17 protein-coding genes are annotated in these 22,355 nt (G+C 62.3%); 4 read left to right on the plus strand and 13 right to left on the minus strand.

The genetic code is table 11. From position 1 onward, the window contains the following. Positions 1-35: 35 nt before the first annotated feature. Entirely contained in the window at positions 36-644 is a 609-nt protein-coding gene (locus tag JHX88_RS17360) for a response regulator transcription factor (protein WP_076524971.1), read from the plus strand. Between the two features lie 369 nt (positions 645-1,013). On the opposite strand, the gene JHX88_RS17365 is transcribed toward JHX88_RS17360, so the two are convergent. The 12 genes from JHX88_RS17365 to iolG form a co-directional block, all read right to left on the minus strand. Continuing rightward, positions 1,014-3,377 (minus strand): aldehyde dehydrogenase family protein, encoded by a 2,364-nt coding sequence (locus JHX88_RS17365; RefSeq protein WP_076524973.1) that lies wholly within the window; start codon positions 3,375-3,377, stop codon positions 1,014-1,016. A 16-nt stretch (positions 3,378-3,393) separates the two neighbouring features. Then, positions 3,394-4,359 (minus strand): deoxyribose-phosphate aldolase, encoded by a 966-nt coding sequence (gene deoC / locus JHX88_RS17370; protein ID WP_076525032.1) that lies wholly within the window; start codon positions 4,357-4,359, stop codon positions 3,394-3,396. A 157-nt stretch (positions 4,360-4,516) separates the two neighbouring features. Next, a complete protein-coding gene (iolB, locus tag JHX88_RS17375) occupies positions 4,517-5,326 on the minus strand; it encodes a 5-deoxy-glucuronate isomerase (RefSeq protein ID WP_076525034.1) in 810 nt (269 codons plus the stop codon). An 87-nt stretch (positions 5,327-5,413) separates the two neighbouring features. Then, positions 5,414-6,328: a myo-inosose-2 dehydratase gene (gene iolE / locus JHX88_RS17380; RefSeq protein ID WP_272848083.1), complete on the minus strand. Its 915-nt coding sequence runs from the start codon at positions 6,326-6,328 to the stop codon at positions 5,414-5,416. 10 nt (positions 6,329-6,338) lie between these two features. Beyond that, positions 6,339-8,177, minus strand: coding sequence for a 3D-(3,5/4)-trihydroxycyclohexane-1,2-dione acylhydrolase (decyclizing) (gene iolD, locus JHX88_RS17385; RefSeq protein WP_272848281.1), 1,839 nt, complete (start codon positions 8,175-8,177; stop codon positions 6,339-6,341). A gap of 88 nt (positions 8,178-8,265) precedes the next feature. Further along, positions 8,266-10,167 carry a bifunctional 5-dehydro-2-deoxygluconokinase/5-dehydro-2-deoxyphosphogluconate aldolase gene (locus tag JHX88_RS17390; protein ID WP_076528696.1) on the minus strand — a complete coding sequence of 634 codons (1,902 nt, stop codon included), beginning with the start codon at positions 10,165-10,167 and terminating at the stop codon, positions 8,266-8,268. Beyond that, the gene (locus tag JHX88_RS17395) at positions 10,154-11,287 is read right to left on the minus strand and encodes a Gfo/Idh/MocA family protein (protein WP_076528698.1); all 1,134 of its coding nucleotides are present in this window, start codon (positions 11,285-11,287) and stop codon (positions 10,154-10,156) included. Before JHX88_RS17395 ends, JHX88_RS17390 begins: the two co-directional genes overlap by 14 nt. 10 nt (positions 11,288-11,297) lie before the next feature. Then, entirely contained in the window at positions 11,298-12,077 is a 780-nt protein-coding gene (locus tag JHX88_RS17400) for an ATP-binding cassette domain-containing protein (protein WP_076528700.1), read from the minus strand. Position 12,078: 1 nt separating this feature from the next. Continuing rightward, entirely contained in the window at positions 12,079-13,185 is a 1,107-nt protein-coding gene (locus tag JHX88_RS17405; RefSeq protein WP_076528701.1) for an ABC transporter permease, read from the minus strand. A gap of 71 nt (positions 13,186-13,256) precedes the next feature. Continuing rightward, positions 13,257-14,180 carry a sugar ABC transporter substrate-binding protein gene (locus JHX88_RS17410; RefSeq protein WP_076528703.1) on the minus strand — a complete coding sequence of 308 codons (924 nt, stop codon included), beginning with the start codon at positions 14,178-14,180 and terminating at the stop codon, positions 13,257-13,259. Positions 14,181-14,249: 69 nt separating this feature from the next. Further along, positions 14,250-15,074, minus strand: a complete 825-nt coding sequence (locus JHX88_RS17415; RefSeq protein ID WP_076528704.1) for a sugar phosphate isomerase/epimerase family protein — start codon at positions 15,072-15,074, stop codon at positions 14,250-14,252. 1 nt (position 15,075) lies between these two features. Then, positions 15,076-16,083: an inositol 2-dehydrogenase gene (gene iolG / locus JHX88_RS17420; protein ID WP_076528706.1), complete on the minus strand. Its 1,008-nt coding sequence runs from the start codon at positions 16,081-16,083 to the stop codon at positions 15,076-15,078. Between the two features lie 135 nt (positions 16,084-16,218). Between iolG and JHX88_RS17425 the strand changes: the two genes are divergently transcribed. From JHX88_RS17425 to JHX88_RS17435, 3 genes are all read left to right on the plus strand, one after another. Next, a complete protein-coding gene (locus JHX88_RS17425) occupies positions 16,219-17,241 on the plus strand; it encodes a LacI family DNA-binding transcriptional regulator (RefSeq protein ID WP_076528708.1) in 1,023 nt (340 codons plus the stop codon). Positions 17,242-17,397: 156 nt separating this feature from the next. Next, positions 17,398-18,327 (plus strand): sugar kinase, encoded by a 930-nt coding sequence (locus JHX88_RS17430; protein ID WP_076528710.1) that lies wholly within the window; start codon positions 17,398-17,400, stop codon positions 18,325-18,327. A gap of 72 nt (positions 18,328-18,399) precedes the next feature. Beyond that, positions 18,400-19,359 carry an L-threonylcarbamoyladenylate synthase gene (locus tag JHX88_RS17435; RefSeq protein ID WP_076528744.1) on the plus strand — a complete coding sequence of 320 codons (960 nt, stop codon included), beginning with the start codon at positions 18,400-18,402 and terminating at the stop codon, positions 19,357-19,359. Between the two features lie 33 nt (positions 19,360-19,392). Here the strand turns inward: JHX88_RS17435 and ileS are convergent, their stop codons facing one another. Continuing rightward, positions 19,393-22,350 carry an isoleucine--tRNA ligase gene (gene ileS / locus JHX88_RS17440; protein ID WP_076528712.1) on the minus strand — a complete coding sequence of 986 codons (2,958 nt, stop codon included), beginning with the start codon at positions 22,348-22,350 and terminating at the stop codon, positions 19,393-19,395. Positions 22,351-22,355: the final 5 nt, after the last annotated feature.

Genomic DNA, 22,355 nt, shown 5'->3' on the forward strand with positions numbered 1-22,355 from the left:
AAATCCGGCAACCGCATGGCAGGAGGGATGACGAGATGTCTGATACGACCCAGATTGTTTTCATCGTGGACGACGATCCGGATATCAGGTCTTCGCTCTTGCGCGCCCTTCGCATTCGCGGATTTGAAGCGCAGGCTTTTGCCTCTGCCGCCGAGTTTCTAGAGGTTTATGACAGTAGCCAGATCGGCTGCCTTATCCTCGATCAAGGCATGCCCGACATGACGGGGTTGGAGCTGCAGCAGCATCTCAAGGAAAAAGGCTGCGCCATCCCCATCATCTTCATCACCGGACATGGAGGCGTACCCGAATCGGTTCAGGCCATGAAAGGCGGAGCGGTTGATTTCCTGGAAAAGCCATTCCGCCAGTCAGAGTTGATCGAATGTATTCAAAACGCGTTGAGCATGGCAGAGGTTATGCACGCGACCATCGAAAAGAATCGGATTCTGCAAGAGCGTCTCTCCAAACTGACACCGCGTGAAAAGGAGATCGTCAATCACATGCTCTCGCGCCCATCCGAGGTCTCCAGCAAGGAGATCGGTCGGCATCTGAATATCAGCCCAAGAACCGTGGACAATCACCGAGCAAGGATCCTGGAAAAACTGGAAATAGGTTCGGTGGTGGAACTCGTGTCATTGACGCGATAGGCGGAGCGACCGGCACAGGAAAACCAAACACGGGTTTGCGGGCGCATAATTGTATGAAGCCCTGCGCATCGATGACAAGGTCGATGCAGTGAAAAGCCGCCGGGGTTCAGCAGAACATGCCAATCCCCGACGGCCAAGTGCTAAAAAGTTTCTTTCAAAATTGCCCGGCACCGTGCGGTCACCCACCACCCGAATAACCGGAATAGACAAATTTGCTTGCGTAAAAAATCACTCGTGAACTGTCGTCTTACACAACTTTTGACGACCAGATTTTTATAGCGAACCGGATCATGCTCGTATATTCGGGTGATTACGCAAGTAAATTTACCTAGTGTTAACACTTGCCCTACCGCAGCACCGGAATGGAGCTCACTCGCCGTAAGGCACCCAGATATTCTTTACCTGCGTGGCGCGCTCAAGGAACAGGCGCCCCTGCCCCTCCGGGGTCATCCAATCTCGAACAGCGCCATCTTCAACCCAAGTCTGCTTGAGATTTCCGGCGCTTTCCGTCTCGACCATGGCGCAGCCCTGCGATGTTCCAAAATACCAGACACCGGCGACGTCGTCATGTTGGGCGAGCGTTTTTGCCAACTCATCGCGCAGACCGGTCACGATATTCACGACGCCGTCCGGCACGTCAGAGGTCTCAAGTAGTTGATAGAAGTCTGTCGCTGCCAGCGGATGGATTTGCGAGGGGATCGCGATCACGGCATTGCCCATGGAAATCGCAGGCAACACGGTCGAAACGAATCCCAGCAACGGTTGGGTCACCGGACAGGCGATCCCCATAACCCCTAGCGCTTCAGGCATGGCAAGTGTGACATGCGCGCTTTTCGTCTGATGCACGGCGCCATCGAACTTGTCGGCCTGCGCGGCATACCAGAAGCAGCGCCGTATCGCTGTTTCCACCTCCTTGCGGGCGGCCTCTTTCGATGCGCCGAGACTGCGCAGCCGGTCCGCGAACTCGACATGACGTGCCGACAGGTTTTCAGCCAGATAATAGAGAACCTGTGCCCGGTTGTGGCCTGTGGCCTTCCCCCATCCCTTGGCTTTATGCGCCGCCTCGACCGCATTCCGGATATCCTTGCGGTTTCCGAGCCCCGCAAGACCCACGGCAGTCTTAGATCCGCTGACGACATAGGAATAGCCGCTATCGGGCCGGACCTGCTTGCCGCCGATATACAGCTTGGCCGTACGATCTATGCCCTCGCCAGTCCCGTCGCCATGCGGGGTCACCTGCGGCTCGGGCAGCGCGGCCTCGCCGCCTTTTTTCGCCTTGGGCCCGGGATAGGTCAAATAGGCCGACATGCCCTCGCGACCGCCTTCGCGACCGAAGCCGCTTTCACGATAACCGCCGAAGCCTGCCCCCGCATCGAGGACATTCGTGCAGTTGACCCAGATTACCCCCGCCTTGATCTTCGCCGCGATGTCGAGACACAGGTTCACATTCTCGGACCAGATCGAGGCAGCCAGCCCGTACCGGGTATTGTTCGCCAGCGCCACCGCGTCGTCAGGAGTGCGGAACGAGGTCAGGGTGACCACGGGTCCGAAAACCTCTTCGGTCGCCAATACGCTGGCGGGCTCGACTCCGGTCGCCACGGTCGGCGGGTAAAAGCATCCTTCGGGTGCTGTGCCCTGGTGCAGTACGGCTCCTTGCGCGACGCCCTGTTCGACTAGCTCGCGAATCCGGTCCAGTTGCACGGGATGCACGATCGCGCCCACATCGGTGGATTTGTCCAGCGGATCGCCAACGCGAAGTGTCTTCATCCTAGCCTTGAGCAGATCCTCGAACCGCTCGGCAACCGCTTCGCCCACGAGGATTCGTGCGCCGGCACAGCAGACCTCTCCTTGGTTGAACCAGATCGCGTCCACCACGCCTTCGACGGCAGCATCCAGATCGGCATCGGCAAAGACCACGAAGGGCGATTTACCGCCCAGCTCCAACGTCAGCTTCTTGCCCGAGCCCGCGATCTGGCGACGGATGATCCTTCCCACCTCGGTCGAGCCGGTGAAAGCCACCTTGTCGACGCCGGCATGTCCGCAAATCGCCGCGCCGGTCTGTCCATCGCCGGTCACGATGTTCAGCACCCCCTTGGGTAGCCCGCATTCCGCCGCGATCTGGGCAAAGGCAAGTGCCGTCAGCGGCGTATATTCCGCCGGTTTCAGCACCACCGTATTGCCTGCCGCCAGTGCGGGCGCGACCTTCCACGCCAGCATCAGCAACGGAAAGTTCCACGGGATGACCTGACCGCAGACCCCTACTGGACCCGCGCCGGGGAATTCATCCTCCAGCAGTTCCGCCCATCCCGCATGGTGATAGAAATGCCGTGCCACCAAAGGCAGATCGATATCGCGGCTTTCCCGGATCGGCTTGCCGTTGTTCAGGCTTTCCAGCACCGCCAGGAAACGGGAATGCTGCTGCACATGCCGTGCCAGCGCATAGAGATGGCGGGCCCGGTCATGCCCCGACAGCCCTGCCCATTTGGGCTGAGCCCGTCGCGCCGCCTTGACTGCGGCATCCACATCCGCCTGACTGCCTTGGGAGACATGGGCGATCCTGCCTCCGGTTGCTGGCTCGATGACGTCAAAGCCATTACCCGGCATGGTGAACTTGCCATCGATGAAATGCCCGAAGCCTTCGGCATGGCTTTCCAGCCATGTCCTGACGGCGGAACTGTCCTCGGGTGCCGGGCCGTAATCCATGCTGTCCAGAATCTCGGTAATCGTGTTCATGAGCTCCTGTGCTCCTTCAGGCAGTGGCGTGCCGGCTAGATGAGGCGTAACGCCCGGTGACATGGTGTTCGAGCTGACGTTCGATATCGCCAAGCATTGACGAGGCGCCAAAGCGGAACAGATCGGGATTGAGCCAATCCCGCCCCAGTTCCTCTTTCATCAGCATTTGCCATGTCAGCGCGTCCTTGGCGGATTTTATCCCGCCCGCCGGTTTGAAGCCGATGCGGTATCCCGTCGCCTGTCCGTAGTCGCGCAACGCACGGATCATGACCAGGCTGACAGGCAGCGTCGCGTTGACACCCTCCTTGCCCGTCGAGGTCTTGATGAAATCGGCCCCCGCCTGCATTGCCACCATCGAGGCGGCATAGACATTGCGCAGAGTCTGCAAATCCCCGGTGGCAAGAATGGCCTTCATATGCGCCTCGCCACAGGCCTCGCGCATCGCGGCGATCTCGTCGTAAAGCGCCTGCCAGTTGCCGGTCAGCACGTGCTCACGGGTGATGACGATATCGATCTCCTGCGCACCTTCCCCCACCGCATATCGGATTTCTTCGAGACGCAAATGCAGCGGCATCAAACCGGCCGGAAAACCCGTCGCGACCGAGGCCACCGGCACGCCCGAGCCCTCCAGCGCGCTTACCGCATGCGCGACCATCGTCGGATAGACACAAACTGCGCCCGTGGTCAGCCCCATATCGGCCAGCCCCAAACCCTCCAGCACATGCGGGGCAATCGGGTTGCGCGCCTTGGCGCAAAGCCTACGGACCCGTGCGGCGGTATCATCGCCCGCAAGCGTTGTCAGGTCGATGCAGCGAACCGCATTGACGAGCCACGCCGCTTGGTAAGCCTTCTTGACCGAGCGTCTCGTGCCGATCGTTGCCGCGCGCCGCTCGGCTGCGGAACGATTGACCGCGTGGCCCTCGAACATCTCGGTGGCAAGGGGCATCCCCGCATTGCGCGCAGGCTCCTTGTCGGAATCCATGCGCGCCGGAACGGGATGCGTCTGCGACGATTGCAGCTTCTCCAACTCGACGGTCATTCCCTTGCTCCTACGCATCTCAGGCTTTGGATTACGAGGCCACAGATCACGCCGGCGCGCAAGGGATCAAGGGAAAACACCGCTCATCAACGCCGCGGCGTCACTCTGCATCCTGAGCAATAACCCCCTCCACTTCCGGCGCCGGCACGAAGCGCCAATTCCTGCGCGGCCCCGCCATGACATTGAGGTAATACAGCTCAAACCCATAGGGAGCCCCACAGGGATGATGGCCACGCGGCACCAGCACCACGTCATGGTTCCGCACCGCCATCACCTCATCGAGACTGCCGTCATCGGTATAGACCCGCTGCACCGCCCAGCCATCCCCCGGATTCAGGCGATGGTAATAGGTCTCTTCCAGATAGGTGATGCGCGGGAAATCGTCCTCGTCATGGCGATGGCTGGGATAGGAGGACCAATGCCCGGCTGGCGTGAACACTTCGGTCACCAGCAGGCTGTCGCAGTAATCCTCGGCCTCCATGGCGATATTGTTGATATAGCGGGTATTGCCGCCCTTGCCGCGCTCGGTCAGGCTGATGCCGTCCGGCCCGATCCGCCGTGCCTCATGCCCGCCCCGGCCGGGGGCGGCGCAAACCGCGATGGTGCAATCACTCTCGGCCACGGCGCGCCACTCCGCACCATTGGGCACATAAAGGCAATGCGGCGGGGTCTTCTCGAACACATCCATCCGCTCGCCGAGCACGCCCCAGTCCCGGTCCGCAGCCTGGAAGGAGGCCTTGCCCTCGACCATGACCAGGATCACCTCGTTGCTGCCGGTCGCCTCCTCGGCGCTCTCTCCGGGCCGCAACCGGTAAAGGGAAAATCCCACGTATCGCCAGCCCGCATCCGCTGGCGTGATCTGGTGGATCTTGCCATGGCTGCCGAATGGTCTGCGCAGTAGCTGACTCATCCTCGTCCCTTTCTTCTTCATCCAAATATCCTCGGGGGTGAATTGGCCACAGGCCAAGAGGGGGCGCGAGCGCCCCCTCGCCCATGGTCACGCGGCGGCTTCCCGGTCGAGCCCCGCTTCGACCGCCATGCGACGCAGCGCCTCATGCCCCATGCGCTGATAATGCAGAGGCTCGCGGATCGCGCTATCCTGCTCGGCCTCGATCACCAGCCAGCCCCGGTAACCATGCTCGGCGGCGATCTTCAGCACCGGCTCGAAGGCGACACAGCCCTCGGGATCACCCGGCACCGTGAAGGCGCCCCGCTTTACCCCCTCGATAAAGCTCAGCCCCTCGGCGCGCACCTGCTCCATGACGGGTCGGCGGATATTCTTGCAATGGATATGCCCCACCCGGTCCATATGTTTCCGCGCCACTTCCGCCGGATCCGCGCCGCCGAACAGGCAATGCCCGGTATCCAGCAGCAGTTTCACCTCCGGCCCCGCCGCCGCCATGAAACGGTCGATATCCGCCGCGCTCTCCACGCAGGTCCCCATGTGGTGATGATAGCAGAAACGCATCCCCTGCGCGCTGGCGTGATGGGCCAGCGCGTTGATCCCGGCCATGAAACGATCCCATTCACCATCCGACAGGACCGGCCGGTCATTCACTGGCACATCCGGTCGGCCATGCACGGTGTTCGAGCATTCGCAGACGATCAGAATATCCGTCCCCGCCGCTTTCGACATGACGATATGCGCATCCATCGCCGCCTTCTCGGATTCCAGCGTCGAACCATCGGCAAGAATATTGGTCGAATGCCAGCCACCGATAAAGCGCAGCCCGTAAGCGCCAAGCGCCGATTTCAACGCCGCACCCTCCGAGGGCATCTTGTGGCCCTTCTCGATTCCGTCGAAACCGATCTCGCGGCAATCGGACAGGCAGTCATCCAGGCTCAGATGATCGCCGATCGAGTGGTCGTCGTCATTCGACCAGGCAATCGGATTGGTGCCATAGAAAATCATCGCGTTTCCCTCAATTCGCAAGGCTCTGCCGTGCGGCATGGCCCAGATATTCGGCATAGGCCCGTTTCAGCTTCTCGCTGCCGGCCACCTCCGGCACGGCGACATCCCACCAATGGCCCGCCGCTTCCAGACCGTCGCCCGGCCCCGGCGCAGCGGTGGTGTCGATCACGATCACGGTCGGGATGTCGCGGGTTCGCGCCGCCGCGATCTGCGCCTCCAGATCGGGGATGCCCGTTGCCTTCACCGCATGAGCGCCCATGCTGGCGGCATGTGCAACAAAGTCGATCTGCGGCTGCGCCTCGACATTGCAGTGCTTGTAGAGATTGTTGAACTCTTCCCCGCCGCAGCCCTGTTGCAGCCGGTTGATACAGCCATAACCGCGATTGTCGGTCAGGATCACGGTAAAGGGGATGCGCCGCATCACCGCCGTCGCCAGTTCGGAATTCGCCATCATGTAACTGCCATCGCCCACGAAGCACAGAACCTCGCGGTCCGGCTGCGCCAGCTTCAGCCCCATCGCGCCCGCGATCTCGTAGCCCATGCAGCTATAGCCATATTCCATATGATAGCCGCCCTGTGCGGGCTGCCACAGCAGCTTTAAGGCGCCCGGCATGGTGCCCGCTGCACACATGGCGATACTGGCCGGGGTCGAGGCCCGCTGCACCGCCCCGATCACCTGCGCATCCGTCGGCAACTCGTTCTCCCCGGCAGGCGCCGCGCAATGCGCATCCACCGCCGCCAGCCATTCGGCGCGCGCCTGCGGATCGGCGGCATCGGCCCGGTAATCGCCCAGCTCTGCCGTCAGCTTCTCCAGCGCCACTTTCGCATCGGCGACAAGGCTCACCGCGCCATGCTTGGCGGCATCATGAGGCTGCACATTGATGCCGATCAGCTTCGCCTCCCCAAACAGGGTCCGCGATCCGGTGGTGAAATCCTGCAACCGCGTGCCGACCCCGATCACCAGATCGGCCTTCGCCGCCATCCGGTTCGCCGCCGCCGAGCCATCGACCCCCGCCGCGCCGTAATTCATCTCATGCGCCTGCGCGAGCGCTGATTTCCCCGCCTGCGTCTCGATCACGGGTATATTGTGACGCTCGGCGAACTCGGCCAGAACAGCCTCCGCCCCGGAATAGATCACCCCGCCGCCGCAGACGATCACCGGGACTTTCGCCGCCCGGATCAGCCCCGCAACCTCTTCCAACTCACGCGCATCCGGCTCGGGCCGCCGGATATGCCAGACGCGCGGCGCAAAGAACGTCTCGGGCCAGTCATAGGCCTCGGTCTGCACATCCTGGCAGAAGGACAGGCAGACCGGCCCGCAATTGGCCGGGTCGGTCATCACTCGCAGCGCGCGCGGCAACGCGGTCAGCAGATGCTCGGGCCGGGTGATGCGGTCGAAATAACGCACCACCGGGCAGAAACAATCATTCGCGCTGACGGTCCCGTCGTCAAAATCCTCCACCTGCTGCAATACCGGATCCGGCCTGCGGTTCGCAAAGACATCACCGGCGATGAACAGCACCGGCAGCCGGTTTACATGCGCCAGGGCCGCCGCAGTCACCATATTCGTCGCCCCCGGCCCGATGGAACTCGTAACCGCCATCGCCCGCCTGCGCGACTTGCCCTTGGCATAGGCAATCGCGGCATGGGCCATCGTCTGTTCGTTCTGCCCGCGCCATGTCGGCAGGGCATCGCCGATCCGGTGCAGTGCCTCACCGATCCCGGCCACATTGCCATGCCCGAAAATCGCCCAGACCCCTTCGATGAAGCGCTCACCCTCCCCGGTCATCTGTACCGAAAGCCAGCGCGTCATGGCCTGAGCCGCCGTCAGCCGAACCGTTTCCCCCATCTCAAGCCCCTTCTTCTTCATTCAAATATCCCGGGGTGAATTGGCCGCAGGCCAAGAGGGGCAGCGCCCCTGCCTTTCCTTGCCAATCTCACGCTGCCGCCCGAATACGCGCCTGATCCCAGATCCCGCAAAGCCGCCCATAGCGTTCCGCCATTCGCGCCACGGCATCCTCGTCGCCGACCCGCCCGTCAAGCCAGTCCCGCGCCACCTCGCCGAAGATCGTCCGGCCCACGGCAAAGCCCCGCACCAGATCGAACCCGGCTGCGACCTCGAAGCTGGCCGCCAGTTCGTCCTCCGGCGCGTCCAGCCCCAGCACCACGATACCGCGCGTATGCCGGTCATACTCCTCGATGGCTGTGATGGCATTCGCCCAGGCCGCGCGTGTCTTCAGCGGCTCCAGCTTCCACCAATCGGGCCAGATCCCTGCCGCGTAGAACTGCCGGATCAGCCTGGCCGTGGTCTCGTCATCCACCGGACCGACCTTGGAGGGGATGATCTCCAGCAGGAATTCCAGCCCGTTCCGCCGTGCCGCCGTGAACAGCCGTTTCACCGTAGCCTCCTGATCCGCGCGGGTCGCCGCATCGTCATCGGGATGGCAGAAACACAGAACCTTCACCACGTTTTTGCGTGCCCATTCCGATAAGCCGCCGCAATCCGGCCCCAGTTCCGGCTCCAGCGTCAGCGGCCTCGAGCCCGGCCATTCGCAGGGCCGCCCGATCCACAGCCCGGTGCCCGAGGCCGCATGGAGCGCCCGCTTCCCGATCCGGTTGTCGCAAAGGATCCCATAACCCGGTTGCCCGCCTTGCACCTGCAGCGCCGCCTTCAGGCACAATTCCTTGAAGGCTTCGCCCTTCTCGGGGGTATAACCGGCCATGTCCTCAAGCTGCATCCGGTGATCGAAGGCGAATACCCGCATGCTGGACCAGTCGCCGCTGCGATTGGTCGCCCAGTGGATCTGCTCCAGCTCGGTATCGTTGCGCAGATCGGGGCGGATCACCCCGCGCGTGAGGAAGAATTCCAGCTCGGCCAGCGAGGGATAGGCCGGCGTGCAGCCATGGCGACTGACCGCGAAGGCTCCGCAGGCATTGGCGTATTTCAGCGCGGTGGGCCAGTCCTCACCATCCAGCCAGCCCTTCAACAGACCCGAGAAGAACCCGTCCCCCGCGCCCAGCACGTTGAACACCTCGATCGGGAAGCCCGACCCGCTTTCACCATCGTCCAGACTGTCGGGGATCGTGCCCTCGAAGGCCACCGCCCCGGCCGCCCCGCGCTTGCAGACCAGCGTGGCCTCCGAGACCCCGCGCACCGCACGCAGCGCAGCCACCGTGTCGGTGGTGCCTCCGGCGATATGGAACTCTTCCTCGGTGCCGACGATCAGGTCGAAGAAATGCAGCACCGATTGCAGCTTGGCCGTCACCTCGGCGCTTTCGACAAAGCGGCTCTCGCCTTCACCATGCCCTGCCACGCCCCAGAGATTCGGGCGATAGTCGATATCCAACGCTGTCTTCGCGCCATGTTTCCGCGCCAGCTCCAGCGCCTTGAGTACCGCGCCCTCGGTGCGCTTATGGCTCAGATGCGTCCCCGTCGCCACCACGGCCCGAGCCTCACCGATGAATCCCTCGTCGATATCGTCCTCGCTCAGCGCCATGTCGGCGCAATTCTCGCGGTAGAAGATCAGCGGGAAACTGTCCTCGTCGCGGATGCCCAGCAGCACCAGCGCCGTCAGGCGCTCGGGATCACTCGCGACGCCGCGAACATCGACGCCCTCACGGACAAGCTGCTCGCGGATGAAGCGGCCCATATGCTCATCACCGACCTTGGTGATCACCGCCGATTTCAACCCGAGCCGCGCGGTCCCGCAGGCGATATTGGTCGGAGAGCCGCCGATATACTTCGCGAAACTCCCCATATCCTCCAGGCGACCGCCAACCTGCTGGCCGTAAAGGTCAACCGAACTCCGGCCGATCGTGATCACGTCAAGCGGTTTCATATGTCTTCTCCTCGATCCGCACCGGGCGGCCGTTCGACTCCGCCATGGCATGGATAATCCGTTCGATGATCAGGCCCTGTGCGAAATCCGGCCCCGCCTCAGGCCCGCCCGATATGGCGCGCAGCAGGTCGCGGGCCTCGATCACCTTCTGCTCGTTGAAACCGAAATTATGGCCCGGCGCAGGACAGAACTCCGCAAAATCGGGTTGTTGTGGCCCGGTCAGATGGCGGGTGAAGCCCTGTTCTCCCGCACGGTGAAGCCATAACTCGTTCATGTTCTCCTGATCGAAAACCAAGGTGCCTTCCGATCCGTGCACTTCCCATTGCAGGCGGCATTTGCGGCCCCGCGCCACCCGTGAGGTCGCAAAGGAGCCCTGTGCCCCCGAGGCGAAACGGATCAGGGCCAGCGCGCTGTCCTCGTTCTCGACCGCACGCGGACCTTCGGGCGAAGGGCGCTGCGGCACCGCGATCTGCGTCATCGCGGTGACCTCGGAAACCGGACCCATCAGCTCCAGCATCTGGCTGACAAGATGGCAGCCCAGATCGCCAAGCGCGCCCAGCCCCCCGGCCTCGTGAGTCATCCGCCAGGACCACGGCAGTTCCGGATCGGCGGAGTAATCCTCGTCATAGACGCCGCGGAACGCCAGGGGGCGACCGATCACGCCTTCGGAAATCATGTTCCGGGCGGCCTGAAAGGCGGGCGAGCGGAGATAGTTATAGCCCAGCAGAGTTATCTGGCCGGGATGATCGGCGGCCAGATCGGCCATCGCCAGCGCATCCGACAGCGTCAGCGCCATGGGCTTTTCCAACCAGACATGCTTGCCCGCACGCAGCGCCGCCTCGGCCATCGGGCGATGCAATCCGTTGGGCGTGGTGATCGAGACCACATCGACAGCCGGATCGGCGATTGCCGCCTGCCAGCCGGCTTCCGCGCGGGCAAAGCCGAACTGCGCGGCAAATGCCTGCGCCCGTTCCCCGGGCGCATCGCAGAGCAGTTCCAGCCGGGGATGGGCGCCGCCGAACACCGTGGCGACGTTCCGCCATGCCATGGCGTGGCATTTGCCCATGAAGCCCGTTCCGATCAGGGCCACTCCAAGCGGCTTGTCCGGCATCTGCAGCATCCCGCCCTCCTCAGACCGTTCCGCCAAGCGAACCTTCAAGCTGCGCCATTTCCTGGCCGCCTGCCATCATGTCCTGCAATTCCGAGGCGTCGATCTCGCCCTTTTTCGCGGTGCCCAGGGTCTGGCCACGGTTCAGCACCGTGAAACGGTCGCCCACCGCCAGCGCATGGCGCACGTTATGCGAGATGAAGACCACGCCGATGCCCTGGTTGCGCACCCGGTCGATGGTCGCCAGAACGTTCGAGGTCTGCCGCACCCCGAGCGCTGAGGTCGGCTCGTCCAGGATCAGCACCTTGGCGCCGAAATGGACGGCCCGCGCGATCGCGACGGTCTGGCGTTCGCCCCCCGACAGGGTACCGACGGCCTGATCGGGCGCGCGCAGGTTGATCCCCATCTTGCGCATCTCTTCCATGGTGGTCGCATTCGCCTTCTCTGTATCGAAACGCTTGAACGGCCCCCAACCCTTGGTCGGCTCCCGCCCCATGAAGAAATTGCGGGTCACGCTCATCAACGGGATCATCGCCAGATCCTGGAACACCGTGGCGATGCCGGCCTCCATCGCATCGCGGGGACTGTCGAAACTCAATTCCCTACCCTCGAAACTGATGGTTCCCTCGGTCGGCTTGTGCACGCCCGACATGGTCTTGATGAAGGTGGATTTCCCCGCGCCGTTATCGCCCAGCAGGCAATGGCATTCGCCCGCGCGGACATCGAAGGTCACGCCGTTCAGGGCGATGACATTGCCGAAATGCTTCTTGATGTTTTCCATGTGGATGATCGGATCGGACATCTCAACGCTCCCCCGTCACACGCTTGCGGATGACATTGTTGAAGATGACGGCGAGCAACAGCATCCCACCCAGGAAAACCTGGAACCAGTCCTGATCGAAATTGGTATAGGTCAGCCCGATCGTCACCATGCCGAAAATGATGGCGCCAAAGAAGGCACCGATGGCCGAACCGTATCCCCCGGTCAGCAGACAGCCACCTATGACGGCCGTGATGATCGCCTCGAATTCCTTCATAAAGCCGCGACGGGCATCGGTCGAGCCGGCGTCAATCACGGTGATCACGGCAACCAGGGCGGCAGCACAGGCGGTCAGCATGAAGAGCGAAATCTTGACGCGCTTGACCGGCACACCCGAATTCTCGGCGGCGTTGCTGTCTCCGCCTGAAGCAAAAATCCAGTTCCCGGAGGGCGTCTTCAGCAAAATATAGGTGGCCAGCAGCGCGAAACCGATAAACCACAGGATCTCGACCGGGATGCCGGGAACCTTGGGCATTCCCGAGCCGAACTTCTCGACCACTCCAAGTTCTGCCAGCCAGCGGAACAACCCGCCAAAAGCGTCTCCCGAGAAAATTGGTGTCAGAAAATCGCCTTCGACTGCGCTGCGCACACCCCGAAGCTGGGTCGAACCGCCCGAGAATAGCTTGAGGCCGACCAGCGTGGCGCCGCGCAGGATGAACAGGAAGGCCAGCGTAACGATGAAACTGGGCAAGCCGGTACGGATGACGATATAGCCATTCAGCGCCCCCATCGCGGCTGCACATGCCATGGTCAACGGGATCGCAAGGATCAGCGGCAGTTCCATATTCACCGCCAGCACACCAAAGATCAGCCCGGTGAAGGCCACCATGGAACCGATCGACAGGTCGAACTCTCCGCCGATCATCAGCATCGCCGCGGCGATCCCCAGAATCCCCAGTTGTGCCGCCGGTGTCAGGAAGTTCATGATCCCCGACAGGGTGAACATGGTACGGTCGGCGGTGATGAGAAAGAAGATTGTGACGAGAATTACCCCTCCGATCGCGCCCAGTTCGGGGCGTCTCATCAACCTGGTCGCGAACGACTCGGATTTGATCCGCTCGTCCGCCATCTGCGTGGCGTCCGTGTTCATGGCTTTGTCCCCTCATGTTTAGGATAGACACCGGGCGCGCAGCCGTCACGCGCGCCCGGCCGGTTCCATCGTCAGCGGATGCCCTGAGCGGAAAGTTCGATCACCTGCGCCGCCTTGTCCTGCGTGATCAGGTTGGGGCCGGAAGGCACATCGCCGCCCGGCATCAGCCCGTATTGAGCGTTCAGCGCCAAGAAGGTGACCGGCAGATATCCCTGCAGGAACTGCTGCTGATCGATGGCAAAGGCCGCCTTGCCATCGGCGATGGCCTCGAGGAAACCAGCAGAGAGATCGAAGCTGGCAATCAGCAGATCATCGCGTCCAAGGGCCTCAGCCGCGGCCACGGCAGGTTCCCCCACGAGACTGGCACCCAGCCCCAGAACCGTATCGACATCAGGATCGGATTCCAGAGCCGCGCGCACTTTCGATTGCACCTCGGTCGGGTCGTTTTGGGTCGGAACCACGTCGACAGGATTGCCAAAGCCTTCGGCGAAACCTTCGCAGCGCTGGTCCAGCGATACATTACCCACTTCCTGATTGACGCAGATGGCCTTGGTACCGCCCATCTCGGCCAGTTCTTGGCCCGCCGCCTTGCCGGCATCGTATTCCGACTGCCCGACATGAAGATGCGCACCCAGTTCATGCGCGACATCCGAACCGGAATTCATCGAGATCACCGGGATTCCCGCTTCCACCGCTCTCTGGATCGAGGGCCCGAGCGCGTCGGCATCAGGGATGGAGACAACCAGCCCGTCGGGTTCCTGGTTCACGGCAGCGTCGATCAGTTGGCTCATCTGGACCATGTCGAAGGTTTCAGGCGAGCGGAATTCGACATTGGCGCCGGTATCCTCTCCGGCCTTGGCAACGCCGTTCTTGACCACCGACCAGAACGGGTCATTGGCCTGACCATGAGCGACCACGACGATATCCTGCGCCCCGGCCTGCCCGGCAAGGGTCAGTCCCGCAGCGGTGGCGATTGCTTTGAACATGTGTTTCATGATTTTCCTCCCAGTTTTGGTTCCTGCCGAGGGCTCCTTCCCCCGGCCCTTCGGCGCAGCGCGCCGAATTCAACAGCCCAAGGCTCTCAGTTCCCGCACGGAACGGGCCAGAATGTCCCCAAGCATATCACGATATCCCGGTCCCTTGTCGGTGTTGAAAGGATCGGGACCCGGTGCGGCGGGCTCGAGAATGATCGGGCCGTCATAGCCGATCTCGTCCAGAGCCCTGATCTGCGCGGCAAAGTCGGTATGGCCGTCACCGATAGCCCCCCGGTTCGAATCCGCCGCGTGATAAAGACCGATATGCCTGCCGCCCCTGCGCAGGGCCACCGCCGGATCGGCCTCTTCGATATTCATGTGATAGGCGTCCGGTAAAAGCCGCAGATTGGGCGCCGAAACGGCCTCGATCAGGGCGAGCCCCTCCTCCACGCTGCGGATCTGATGACTTTCGTAACGGTTGAGAATCTCGAACACGACCGACAGCCCGGCCTTCCCGGCCATTGCACAAATGCGCTTCGTGCTGTCGATCAATAGCCTGTCCTCTTCGGCTTGATCCGATACCGGACGAATCCGCTGCACCAGCCCGTGGCAGGAAATTAGTGGCGCTCCTTCTGGCAGGTCAAGCCGCAGCGCCCATTCGATCAGGCGCTGGTAATAGGTGATCGCACTCTCCCGCGACTCGCCGTTCGGATGGCTGATATCGGCATCCGCCGGGGTGATCGAAAAGATCGTCAGGTCGTGCCCGGCGAAAATACGCCCCGCCTCTGCCGGATCGATGCCATCGACATCGCCATGCAGTTCCACCCCGTCCAGCCCTGCGCGCCGAACCCGCGCGGCGATGACCGACAGGTCCTCGCCGCCGAAAATCCATGTGCAGCAGCCCAGGAGACGCATGTCAGCCCCCTGTCATATCTGGTGTGATAGTCACGGGCGCTCCGGTCCGCGCCGAAAGAGTCGCCGCTTCGGCACAGGCGAGCGCGGCGACGCCGTCGCGCAATGTCACCGGCATCGGCGCATTGGATTTCAGCGCCTCGACAAAGGCTGACCATTCAGCCTCGTAAGCCCGCATGTAGCGCTCCAGGAAGAAATGAACCGGCTTGGCAGAAACCACGCCCTCGGCGGTACTCTTCTCGACCGTGTTTTCCAACACGTTCTTCGCGGCAAGCAGCCCTCCCGATCCCAGCAATTCGACACGCTGATCATAGCCATAGCCGGCGCGGCGCGAGTTCTTGACGACCGCGATCCGCCCATCCTCCCAGATCATGGTGACAACGGCCGTATCGACATCCCCGGCAGCCCCGATTCCGGCATCCACGAGGCAGGAGCCATGTGCCGTCACCTGCGCAGGCACGCTGCCGAAGATCCAGCAGGCCATGTCGAAATCATGGATCATCATGTCGCGGAACAATCCGCCCGAGACCTCGATATAGCTAACCGGCGGCGGCGCCGGATCGAAAGAGGTGATCGACAGAAGTTCGCCCCTGCCGATCTCGCCCCCGTCGAAAGCAGATTTCAGGGCGGCGAAATTCGGGTCGAAGCGGCGATTGAAACCGATCATCACCGGCTTGCCTGTTTTGCCGGCATTGGCCAGCGTCTTCAGGGCACGTTCCAGTGACAGGTCCACCGGCTTTTCACATAGCACCGCCTTGCCCGCTGCCGTCGCCCGCTCGATCAGGTCGGAATGGGTATCGGTCGAAGTGGCGATCAGCACTGCGTCGATGCCGTCATCTTCGATGATCTCGTCGACAGCTCTCTGTTCGGCCCCGACGAGAGCGGCCAAATTCCTGGCAGCTTCTGCGTTGGTATCGGCGATCGCCACCAAACGGCAATCCTCTCCCGCGACCATCGCTTTCGCATGAACCTGGCCAATCCGGCCCGCCCCCAGCAAGGCAATCTTCAGCATCCCGCACTCCCCCGAATCGCCTACAGAACTATGTGTTGGCGGCAGGCTGACACTTCTTGCACGCGCGTGCAAGAAAAATTTGCACGCGCGTGCATTCTGCTTTGCCCCACCGCACAGCTAGGCTAGTCTGCCATCATGACGTTACCGCCGCAGCCTCCTCGACCATCTGACGACAGCGTTACCGCCGACGATGTCGCCGCTGCAGCAGGCGTGTCACGGTGGACGGTCGCACGCGCCTTCAAGAAAGACGCCTCCATCTCGCGCAAGAGCCGCGAAAAAGTCATCGCCGCGGCAGAGCGTCTTGGCTACGCACCGGATCTGCTTGCGTCGTCACTGGCGTCGGACCGATCCAATCTGGTCGCGCTGATCACCAACGATTTCAACAATCCGCACAAGCTGGTGCTGCTGGAGCGGCTGACCCGGATTCTCTGGTCGCGGGGATGGGGGACGTTGCTGGTGCATATGTCCGATAGCGAGGATGCCTCGGCCGCATTGCTTGCGGCCAGCCAGCGTCGGGTGGATGCGGCAGTCGTCATCGGCACACGCTTCGACGACAAGATACTGGACACGGCCCTGGGCGCGCGACGCGTCAAGAAGCTGGTGGTCTTCGCCCGCTATAGCCAGAACCCGAGCACGCTGAACATTGCCTGCGACGATGTCATCGCCATGCGGCAGATCGCCGATCACCTGCTTGAGGCCGGATATCGCCGCCCGGCCTTCGTCGCAGGGCCGGACACGCAATCGGCCAAGCTGCACCGCAAGACCGCCTTTGGCGAATATTGGGCCAGACAGACCGGGAACAACGCTCCGGTAATCCATGTGGCGGAATATGATTTCGGTGCGGCGATCCAAGGTGTGACGGAACTGCTTGGTGGTTCCGCCCCTGAAACCAGGCCGGATGTACTGGTCTGCGAAAACGACATCATCGCCATCGGCGCGATGGACGCAGTCCGCTACCGGCTTGGGCTGCGGGTACCCGAGGATATCGCAATCACGGGTTTCGACGACATTCCGCTATCTGCCTCGCCCGCATATCTGCTGACGACCTACCGACAGCCGATCACCGGCATGACCGAGAAACTTCTCGACATGCTGGAGGGAAAGCTGAATGAAGACGTCTTCATGCCCGGCAAGTTCATCCTGCGAGACAGCAGTTAAGAGCGCAGCAGCACCACCCCGCATACTGCGGAACTCCGCCCGACAGGGTTGTCATTGCCAGCTTTCGAGGCCATGCAGTCCTCACAATCGCCGGATCGCGGTCATTGCCCAGGGGTTCCGCATCAGGCTACGCATTGCGATAACGGAGACGACCAGATGCCCGCACAGAAGATCCTTTCCATCGGCGAAGCCATGGTCGAATTGTCGCAGGCCGATACCGAGGGGCTCTGGCAGGTGGGAATCGCGGGCGATACGCTCAACACCGCCTGGTATCTGCGCCGCCTGCTGCCCAAAGACTGGCATGTGGGCTATTTCACGCGGGTCGGTTCCGGTGAATTCTCGCAGAAGATGGTCGACTTCCTGACCGCCGAAGGGATCGACGCAACCCATGTCGGCCGCGATTCACGACGGGAAATCGGCCTCTATGCGATTTCGCTGAAAGACGGAGAGCGCAGCTTCAGTTATTGGCGCGACAATTCCGCTGCGAAAGGCCTGGCTGACGATCCGACTGTGCTGGCAGAGGCTTTGGCGGATGTCCGCATCGCCTATCTGTCGGGGATCACGCTGGCAATCCTGCCCGACGAGGCCCGAACTGCCCTGCTGCAAGCCCTGCGGGAAGCGCGTGCGAAGGGAACGAAAATCGTGTTCGACCCAAACCTTCGGCCAAAGCTGTGGCCGGACACGACCACCATGTGCGATCGTATCGAGGCCGCCGCCACGATATCCGACCTGATCCTGCCCAGCTTTGATGACGAGCGGGAATATTTCGGCGATTCCGATCCAAAGGCGACCGTGTCCCGCTATCTGAAACGCGGAGCCGGTCAGGTGATCGTCAAGGCCGGCGGCGATGCGATCCGCTTTGGGGGCAGCGAAGGCGAAGGCGTTCTCGATGATCTGGAGCGTGAAACACCGGTAGACACGACCTCGGCCGGCGACAGCTTCAATGCCGGCTATCTTGCCGCGAAACTGCAAGACGCCGATATCAAGGCCGCGATCCGGGCCGGGCACGCATTGAGCCGTCAGGTAATCCGCCATCGCGGTGCGCTGGTTCGAGAAGCGGTCGAGGCGGTTCGGGCAGAGAGTTAAATCGCTCGGGTATTTGCAAGCAGCGGTACATGGGCTATGGCCAGCCGCGACCTGCTTTGCAGAGGTGGTGCGATGATCATTCACAGTTCGGATTCCAATGCCTTGCCATTGGCCGTCGATATCCTGTCCCGGCATGAGCTGGTCGCATTGCCGACCGAGACGGTATACGGGCTTGCAGGTCTATCGACCTCGCCCGAAGCGATTGCGAGGATCTACTCCACCAAGAACAGGCCCCAGAGCAACCCGCTGATATCGCATGTCGCGGATATTGCCATGGCAGAGCGCTATGCCGAGTTCGACCCCGTTTCACTACGTCTGGCCGAAGCCTTTTGGCCCGGACCGCTGACATTGATCCTGCCGTTGCGTGCAGGCGAAGGTATCGACCGAAATTCGACTGCGGGGCAGGACTCGGCAGCAATTCGCGCGCCTGTCGGGTTCGCGCATGACGTCATTGCACAACTCGGAAAGCCGATTGCCGCCCCGAGCGCGAACACATCGGGACGGATCAGCCCCACCACCGCCCAGCATGTCGCTGATGATCTGGGCGAACGGATACCGCTGATCGTGGATGGAGGCCCGACCACGTTAGGTGTCGAATCGACCGTGATACGTGTAACTGACGCGGGCGTGGCCATCCTCCGCCCCGGCGCGTTGAGCGCCGATCTTCTGGCCGAGGTGGCGGATGCACCGCTGACCGGAATCACGCCCGGTGCAGAGAAGCTGTCGCCGGGCATGATGAACTCGCATTACGCGCCACGCGCCAGGATGCGCCTGAACGCGGAGCAGATCGAACCCGGCGAAGCGGTGCTGGGTTTCGGATCGGCCCTGATCCCGGGGATCGATGCGGCAACCGAGGTATTCAACCTCAGCCCCTCCGGCGATCTGGACGAGGCCGCGCGGAGCCTGTTCGACCTGATGCACAAGGCCGATGCGACCGGAGCAGACAGCATTGCAGTCGCCCCCATCCCGAAGCGAGGGCTGGGGCTTGCCATCAATGACAGGCTGCAGCGCGCTGCGGCACCCCGCAGCTGACCGGACAAGGCCGGTCAGCGAACAGGCTTCAATCTACGCACCGCTCAGCACCTCGTCACAGCGGGCACAAACTCCCGGATGGGAATGGCTACCGACATCGGGCAGGATCTTCCAGCAACGCTGGCATTTCTCGCCCTCCGCCAGTTCGAAGACCGCGCCGATACCGGGAATCTCGGCCATGCGGAATGCCTCGTTCGGGGCCGGGTCGGCGGTCAGCGACAGGTCCGACACAATGCACATATCCGCGAAATTCACCGATCTCAGCGCGGTGAGCGCCTCTTGATCCTCGACATGGACAACCGGCGCTGCCTCCAGACTGGCACCGATGGTCTTGTCGCTGCGCTTGATCTCCAGCGCAGCCGTGACGACCCGACGAGCCCGGCGCACCTGGTCCCATTTCGCGGCAAGCGGCTCGTTCAGCCAATCCGCGGGAGTCGTCGGGAAATCATGCAGATGCACGCTATCTTCCTCGGACGGGAAGCGCGACAGCCAGACATCCTCCATCGTGAAGGGCAGGATCGGCGCGAGCCATGTCACCAGCCGATGGAACAGGATGTCCAGCACCGTCCGTGCGGCACGGCGGCGGGTGCTGCCGGGCGCATCGCAATAAAGCGCATCCTTGCGGATATCGAAATAGAAGGATGACAGGTCGATGGTGCAGAACTGGAACAGCTTCTGGAACACGCCCTGGAAGTCATAGGCGTCGTAGCCCTTGCGCACCGCGTGATCCAGTTGCGCCAGGCGATGCAGCACCCATTGCTCCAGTTCGGGCATCTCGGAAGGGTCCAGCTTTTCGGCATCCGAGAAACCGGCCAGGTTGCCCAGCATGAAGCGTAGCGTGTTGCGCAGGCGGCGATAGCTGTCGGCGGTGCCTTTCAGGATCTCGGGACCGATACGGCTGTCGACGGTATAATCCACCTGCGCCACCCAAAGCCGCAGGATATCCGCGCCATATTGCTTGACGACCTCGGCTGGAACGATGGTATTGCCAAGCGATTTGGACATCTTCATGCCCTTGGCATCCAGCGTGAAGCCATGCGTCAGCACGCCGCGATAGGGCGCGCGCCCCCTGGTGGCGCTGGCCTGCAAGAGCGAGGACTGGAACCAGCCGCGATGCTGGTCGGTACCCTCCAGATACAGATCGGCAATTCCGTCGGGCGAACCATCGGCGCGGTCGCGGATCACGAAAGAATGGGTCGAGCCGGAATCGAACCACACGTCGAGAACATCTGTGACCTGATCGTATTCCTCGGGGTTCACGACTCCGTCCAGCACCTGCGCCTTGAAGCCCTCGCGATACCAGACATCCGCGCCCTCGGCCTCGAAGGCGGCGATGATGCGGTCGTTGACGCGCTGATCGCGCAGCAGGAAATCCGGGTCAGTGGGCTTGGCACCCTTCCTGACGAAACAGGTCAGCGGCACGCCCCATGCCCGCTGCCGCGAAAGCACCCAGTCGGGCCGGTTCGCGACCATCGAATGAATCCGGTTGCGCCCGGTCTGCGGCGTCCAGCGCACCAGCTTGTCGATCGAGGTCAGCGCACGTGCGCGGATCGTGTCGCCATATTCGCCCATGCCATCGTCCAGCGGTTTGTCGATCGCCGCGAACCATTGCGCAGTATTGCGGTAGATCAATGGCGCCTTCGAGCGCCAGCTATGCGGATAGGAATGCTTGATCTTGCCCTTGGCAAGAAGCGCCCCGGCATAGGCCAGCTGCTTGATGACGCTGACATTGGCAGGGCCGTCCTTGCCATCCGCGGCGACGATCTCCTGCCCGCCGAAAATCGGCAGATCGGCGCGATAGCTGCCATCCGGCTCGACATTATAGGTCATCGGCAGGCCGTGCTTCAGGCCAAGCTGATAGTCATCATCGCCGTGACTAGGTGCGGTATGGACGAAACCTGTCCCAGCCTCGTCGGTGACATGATCGCCGGGCAGCATCGGGACATCGTAATCCCATTCGCCTTCCGCACCCTCGACGCTGCGGAACGGATGAGCGAGGGTCAGGCCATCAAGTTCGTCCGCCGACACGTCGCGCAGGCGCTTATGGCTTTCCACCTTTGCCGCGGTCATCACGCTCTCGGCCAGGGCATCGGCGAGGATCAGCTTTTCGCCCGGCCTTGCGGTCGAATTTTCGGCAACCTCACCGATCTCGTAAAGCCCATAGGTGATGTCGGGATGATAGGCGACTGCCCGGTTCTGCGGGATGGTCCATGGCGTCGTGGTCCAGATTACGACCGACGCGCCGCCAACCCATCGAATATCTTCGTATACGACACCGTTCTTATTGGCCTCTCCAACCGGCCTTTGAATCGGGAACCGCACCCAGATCGTGTGGCTGGTATGGTCATGATACTCGACCTCGGCCTCGGCCAACGCGGTCTTTTCGACCGGCGACCACATCACCGGCTTGGATCCCTGATAGAGCGAGCCGTTCATCAAGAGCTTCATGAACTCGGCCGCGATCACCGCCTCGGCATGATAGTTCATGGTCAGGTAGGGATCGTCCCATTTGCCGGTCACGCCAAGACGCTTGAACTCCTCGCGCTGCACGTCGATCCATTCATCGGCGAAACGGCGGCATTCCTGCCGGAACTCGACCATGTCGACCGCGTCCTTGTCCAATCCCTTGGCGCGGTATTGCTCTTCGATCTTCCATTCGATCGGCAGGCCGTGGCAATCCCATCCTGGCACATAGCGCGAATCGCGGCCCATCATCTGCTGCGACCGGACGATGAAATCCTTCAGCACCTTGTTCAGTGCGTGCCCGATATGCAGATGCCCGTTCGCGTAAGGGGGGCCGTCATGCAGGATGAAGGGCGCACGTTCCCCTGTCCGCTCCCGCAGGCGGTCATAGATGCCGATACGCTCCCACCGGGCCAACCAGTCCGGCTCGCGTGCAGGCAGACCGGCGCGCATGGGAAACTCGGTTTGCGGCAGAAAAACAGTGTCGCGGTAGTCGGGCGCATCGGCTCGGGGTGTATCGGCGCTCATCGTGA

Origin of the sequence: Paracoccus saliphilus (assembly GCF_028553805.1) — a bacterium.
GTDB lineage: Bacteria > Pseudomonadota > Alphaproteobacteria > Rhodobacterales > Rhodobacteraceae > Paracoccus > Paracoccus saliphilus.